The sequence below is a fragment of the Skermanella sp. genome (assembly GCF_059503625.1).
Genome location: NZ_JCACHA010001137.1, coordinates 1 through 5,184 on the forward strand (window position 1 = coordinate 1; position 5,184 = coordinate 5,184).

The window sequence follows — 5,184 nt, forward strand, 5'->3', positions numbered from 1 at the left end:
TCGGTGACAGCGTCCCTTGCATCCAATGGAGAGCAAGACTTCCGCTGGGCCGCCCGGCGTCAAGTCCGCAGCCGCCGCCATGCGGCGGTGGCCCGCAGGGCCAGACTTGACGCCGGGCGGCCCAGCGGAAAACCATCATTATTGGATCAAGGGGCACCGGATCGCCATACACTGAGCCACCCCGCAGAACCCCAATTCAATACAGTTGCGCTACAAGGGAAAATTCTCGACTGGTATCAATCCAGCGGGTGGGCCGGACGGCGGCTGGTGGGCCAGGGTTCGCCGATGTCCTGGAGGCGGCAGACCCAGTCGTCGCATTCCAGCTTGATGCAGGCGCCGCCGGAGAAATGCAGGACGATGCCGCCCTCCCCCTGCACGACGGTCAGGAGCGCCAGCATCTGGCGGCGTTCGTGCAGGTCGATGTTGCGCGTCTTGACGGCGGTGACGCCGTCGAAACAGACGCCGCAGTTGGTCCGCTCGAACGGGACCATGACATCGTCCTCGCCGTCGCCGTCGTAGCTGACGTCGGTCAGCTGCTGGGGGATGGTGTCGGGAAGGTCTTCTTCCGCGGCGCTTTCCCATTTGAAGCGGTTGGCCACCATGACGAACCGCTTTTCATCGGGCAGGAAGCACATCTCGCCGATCGGCACGATGGCGTCCTGCAAGCAGCCGGAGATTACGTGAAGATCATCCCGGTCTTCCGCGCGCAGCTTCATCGGCCCAGTCATATCGTCGTTTCTCCTCACGCCTTGATCGAAATTCCTCAGCGTTCGGAATGTGGTGCCGGACCGGGTTGATGTCACCCGTTGGCCTTCACCCTTTCGATGTCGGCGCCGCAGGCGGACAGTTTTTCTTCCAGCCGCTCGTAGCCCCGGTCCAGATGGTAGACGCGGTTGATCTCCGTCTCGCCCTCGGCGGCGAGGCCGGCCAGGACGAGCGAGCTGGACGCGCGCAGGTCGGTCGCCATCACGGGGGCGCCGGTGAGCTGCTTGACGCCGCGAATCAGAGCGGAAGCGCCATGGACGGTGATCTTGGCGCCCATGCGCGCCAGTTCCGGCGCGTGCATGAAGCGGTTCTCGAAGATCGTCTCGGTGATCATCGCGGCGCCGTCGGCGACGCACATCAGGGCCATCATCTGGGCCTGAAGGTCGGTCGGGAAGCCGGGGAACGGCTCCGTCATGACATCAACTCCCGTCAGAGCGCCGTTGGCGCAGGAGACGCGGAAGCCGCGTTCGGTCTCGGCGAAGGCGATACCGGCGCCGGCCAGGACCTTGGTGACGGCCTGGATATGCTCCAGCCGGCCGTTGATCAGTTCCAGGTCGCCGCCGGTGATCGCGGCGGCCATGGCGTAGGTGCCGGTCTCGATCCGGTCGGGGACGACGGTGTGATAGGCGGCGTGCAGCCGGTCCTTGCCCTGGATGCGCAGCGTGTCGGTGCCGAGGCCCTCGATCTGCGCGCCCATGGCGATCAGGCAGCGGGCGAGGTCGGTCACCTCCGGCTCGCGCGCGGCGTTGACCAGCACTGTCTCGCCCTTGGCGAGACAGGCGGCCATCAGCAGGTTCTCGGTGGCGCCGACCGACACGGTCGGGAAGACGATCTGCGCGCCGTGAAGGCCGTTGGGAGCCGACGCCAGGATGTAGCCGGCTTCAAGCTCGATCTGGGCGCCCATCTGGACGAGGCCCTTGATGTGCAGGTCCACCGGGCGGGCGCCGATGGCGCAGCCGCCCGGCAGCGACACCTTGGCGACGCCGCAGCGGGCGACCAGCGGACCGAGCACGAGGACGCTGGCGCGCATCTTGCGGACCAGATCGTAGGGCGCGGTGGTGCTGGTGATTTCCCGGGTGGTCAGTTCGAGCACGCGGCCTGCCGGGCCATCCTGGGGTGCGGAACCGTCCATGCCGAAGACGACGCCGTGCTGGGCCAGCAGGTTGGCGAGCGTCGCGATGTCGGCCAGATGAGGCACCTGGGCCAGCGTCAGCGTCTCGTCCGTCAGGAGGCTGGCGACCATCAGCGGCAGCGCCGCGTTCTTCGCGCCGCCGACCGCAAGAGAGCCGCGCAGGGGACGGCCGCCGCGAATCCTGATCTTATCCATGGGAACTCGATTGGGCTGGGGGAAAGGCTTGGAGAGTGATGGGGGAAAATTAGGCGGTTATGGTTAAAGCTTCGGTAACGTGACGCCGGTCTGCTTCATGTACTTGCCCTTGCGGTCGGCGTAGGAGACCTCGCACGGGCCTTCTCCCTTCAGGAAAAGGAACTGGCACAGGCCCTCGTTGGCGTAGACCTTGGCGGGCAGCGGCGTGGTGTTGGAAATCTCCAGCGTGACGTAGCCTTCCCATTCCGGCTCCAGCGGGGTCACGTTGACGATCAGGCCGCAGCGGGCATAGGTGGACTTGCCCAGGCAGATGACCAGCACGTCGCGGGGCACCCGGAAATATTCGACCGTGCGGGCAAGCGCGAAGCTGTTCGGCGGGATCACGCAGACATCGACCTTGCGGTCGACGAAGCTCTGCTCGGCGAAGTTCTTCGGGTCGACGATGGCGTTGTCGACGTTGGTGAAGATCTTGAACTCGTCGGAGACGCGGGCATCGTAGCCGTAGGACGACAGGCCGTAGGAGATCACGCCTTCCGCCGTCTGCTTCTCGACGAAGGGCTCGATCATGCCGTGCTGCTGCGCCATGTCGCGGATCCAGGAATCGGGCATGATCGCCATCGGGACAGTCTCCGAAAGGGTTGGACTGCCAGCGCTTCTACCCGACCGGCGGCGGAACCTCAAGCTTGGCGGAGGAGTCGTCCTCGGGCAGGTCTCCGGGTGGAGGAGGCGTCGGCGGCGGGTCGGGCTGGCGGCGCTCGCGCGCCTGCTCCTTCCGCTTGCGGAGGTTCTCGCGCAGGGCGGCGGCTTGCCGCTCCTGGCGGGTCGGCTGCTTGGGGGGCTGATCGCTGCTCATGTCACCAGCGTTTATAGGACGGTGGTGCTGGATTCGCAGCGGAAATCGGCCGAGGGGAAATACGGACGGTCAGGAACGGCCGGCATGGTCCGCCGGCTGGTCGACCGCCCGGCAGGCGGCCGAATTGCGCAGGCTGCCGCAGGCGTCGTTGCCGCCGAGCGGTGTGAAGCGCATGACCACCTTGGCCTCGGCCTCGCGGGCCTGGGCACGGACGGGCGGACGGGGCGCGTAGTCCTCGTCGTCGTCGATGGAGGCGACTTCGTAGCTGGCGGGCTGCTCGACCGGCGCGGGCTGTACGCGGGCCGACACGGGGACGATGGCGGGAGCGGGAGCAGGCGCCGTGACCGGTTCCGGCGGCGGTGCGGCGGAGGCGACCTGGACGATCTCCGCCGGGCGGCCGGCGGGCTTGGGCGGCTCGGCGGCGGCGACCATGACGGGCTCGACGACGGGTTCGCCGCCGGTGCCGCGCGGCGCGGTCTTGGCGACGACGGGAGCAAGGGCCGCGATATACTGCCGCGTTTCCTTCGGCAGGCGCTGGCGGCCGGCCTGGACGGCGGAATAGCAGGCGGGACCGCAGTTGTAGGCGGCCAGGAAGCCGGGGCTGCCGAACTGGTCGTACATCTCGCGCAGATAGGCGGTGCCGGCCATGATGTTGTCGCGCGGATCGGCGGGCGTCGGCCCCAGGCCGTGGCGGTCGCGAAGCTCGGCGTAGGTCGCCGGCATCACCTGCATCAGGCCGATGGCGCCCGCGGGGCTGGTGATCACCTTGCCCTTGACGATGGCGCGCCCGCCGCTTTCGCGGTGCATCACGGCCCTGATCCACTGTTCCGGCACGTCGAACCGGTCGGACGCTTCCGCGATCAGGTCGCGCCAGGGGTCCTTGGGATCGGGCGGCAGCGGCGCCGGCGTGACCAACGCCACCTGTACCGGTGCGGCCATCGAAGTATCGGAGGAACCGTATTGTTCACTCGTCGAGCAACCCGAGACAAAGCTCCCCAAAAGGAGTACCATAGACGCCTTCACCCCAAAATCCAGACAGACCTGTCGGCGTCCTTGGTTACGCTTTGCTGTCATGGGGTTGCGCCTCTTCCTTAAGGTTTCGATTGAAGCTTTGCTCTCCCGGCTTACTGATACAGCAGCAACACTGTCAAGCGACAAACACCCCGAAATCGCCATCCCTATGCCGTTCTTCAGACGAATTCACGGTTCCCGGTAGGTCTTCCGGCGGTCGGGGCCAATCTGTCGCATAGAACAAAAAGAGAAGATCGGGAGGCGGCTGCGACGCCGTCCGCCCGATTCGCGGCCTCCCCGGCAGGGGTCGGCGTTAATACCTCAGCCGAGACCCCCAAGCCCCAGCACGTCCCGCATCGAATAGAGTCCGGGGTGCTGGCCGTGTGCCCAGAGCGCGGCGCGGACGGCGCCGACCGCGTAGATCTGCCGGTCGTTGGCCCGGTGCGACAGCTCGATCCGCTCGCCCTCCCCCGCGAAGACGACGGTGTGGTCGCCGACCACGTCGCCGCCGCGCATGACGGCAAAGCCGATGTCGCCGCTCTTGCGCGGGCCGGTGTGGCCGTCGCGGATGCGGGCGGATACGGCATCCAGACCGACCCCGCGTCCGGCGGCAGCGGCACGGCCCAGGCCCAGGGAGGTCCCCGACGGCGCATCGACCTTGTGGCGATGGTGCATTTCCAGGATCTCGATATCGAAATCGGGACCGAGCGTGCGGGCGACCTGCTCGACCAGGACCATCAGCAGGTTGACGCCCAGGCTCATGTTGGGAGCATGGACGATCGGCGCGTATTGGGAAGCGCGCTTGACCGCCTCCGTCTGCCCCGGGTTGAGGCCGGTCGTGCCGATGACGTGGACCGTCCGCGCCTGCGCCGCCAGCGCCGCGTGCCGCTCCGTCGCTTCCGGCGAGGAGAAGTCGATCACGGCGTCGGCGTGGGCGAAGAGCTGGACCGGATCGTCGATCACGGCGATGCCGACCGGATCGAGCCCCGCCAGCGTGCCGATGTCCTTGCCGACTGCCGGGCCGTCGGGCCGTTCCGTGCCGCCGGCAAGCTCGCATCCTTCCGTGGCCACGATACGGCGCACCAGCATCTGCCCCATACGCCCCGCGCACCCAACCACCCCGATCTTCATCGCGCCGCACTCCACCTTATAGGACTGGATCGTTCCGATCACTTCAGCCGGTGCTTTAGCACGATCCGCAGCCCGGAACAGCCGCCGAAGACCGCCG

Annotated in this window: 6 protein-coding genes; all 6 read right to left on the reverse strand. The window is 67.3% G+C overall.

What is annotated here, in order from left to right; genetic code table 11:
• Window positions 1-236: 236 nt before the first annotated feature.
• The 6 genes from AC5JJ6_RS40575 to dapB all read right to left on the reverse strand — a co-directional run bounded on the left by AC5JJ6_RS40575 (window position 237) and on the right by dapB (window position 5,087).
• On the reverse strand, window positions 237-728 hold the full coding sequence (locus tag AC5JJ6_RS40575; protein WP_496047491.1) for a DUF2948 family protein: 492 nt from the start codon (window positions 726-728) through the stop codon (window positions 237-239).
• A 71-nt stretch (window positions 729-799) separates the two neighbouring features.
• The gene (murA, locus tag AC5JJ6_RS40580) at window positions 800-2,092 is read right to left on the reverse strand and encodes a UDP-N-acetylglucosamine 1-carboxyvinyltransferase (RefSeq protein WP_496047492.1); all 1,293 of its coding nucleotides are present in this window, start codon (window positions 2,090-2,092) and stop codon (window positions 800-802) included.
• Window positions 2,093-2,155: 63 nt separating this feature from the next.
• Window positions 2,156-2,710: a dCTP deaminase gene (gene dcd, locus AC5JJ6_RS40585; protein WP_496047493.1), complete on the reverse strand. Its 555-nt coding sequence runs from the start codon at window positions 2,708-2,710 to the stop codon at window positions 2,156-2,158.
• Between the two features lie 37 nt (window positions 2,711-2,747).
• The gene (locus tag AC5JJ6_RS40590; RefSeq protein ID WP_496047494.1) at window positions 2,748-2,945 is read right to left on the reverse strand and encodes a hypothetical protein; all 198 of its coding nucleotides are present in this window, start codon (window positions 2,943-2,945) and stop codon (window positions 2,748-2,750) included.
• A 69-nt stretch (window positions 2,946-3,014) separates the two neighbouring features.
• Window positions 3,015-3,884: a lytic transglycosylase domain-containing protein gene (locus tag AC5JJ6_RS40595; RefSeq protein ID WP_496047495.1), complete on the reverse strand. Its 870-nt coding sequence runs from the start codon at window positions 3,882-3,884 to the stop codon at window positions 3,015-3,017.
• 393 nt (window positions 3,885-4,277) lie between these two features.
• Window positions 4,278-5,087, reverse strand: coding sequence for a 4-hydroxy-tetrahydrodipicolinate reductase (gene dapB, locus AC5JJ6_RS40600; RefSeq protein ID WP_496047496.1), 810 nt, complete (start codon window positions 5,085-5,087; stop codon window positions 4,278-4,280).
• Between the last annotated feature and the right edge of the window lie 97 nt (window positions 5,088-5,184).

Excerpts from the sequence above, each read along its gene's own strand:
- dapB (WP_496047496.1), bottom strand. The coding sequence starts at position 5,087 with ATGAAGATCGGGGTGGTTGGGTGCGCGGGGCGTATGGGGCAGATGCTG.
- AC5JJ6_RS40590 (WP_496047494.1), bottom strand. The coding sequence starts at position 2,945 with ATGAGCAGCGATCAGCCCCCCAAGCAGCCGACCCGCCAGGAGCGGCAA.
- murA (WP_496047492.1), bottom strand. The coding sequence starts at position 2,092 with ATGGATAAGATCAGGATTCGCGGCGGCCGTCCCCTGCGCGGCTCTCTT.
- AC5JJ6_RS40575 (WP_496047491.1), bottom strand. The coding sequence starts at position 728 with ATGACTGGGCCGATGAAGCTGCGCGCGGAAGACCGGGATGATCTTCAC.
- AC5JJ6_RS40595 (WP_496047495.1), bottom strand. The coding sequence starts at position 3,884 with ATGGCCGCACCGGTACAGGTGGCGTTGGTCACGCCGGCGCCGCTGCCG.
- dcd (WP_496047493.1), bottom strand. The coding sequence starts at position 2,710 with ATGGCGATCATGCCCGATTCCTGGATCCGCGACATGGCGCAGCAGCAC.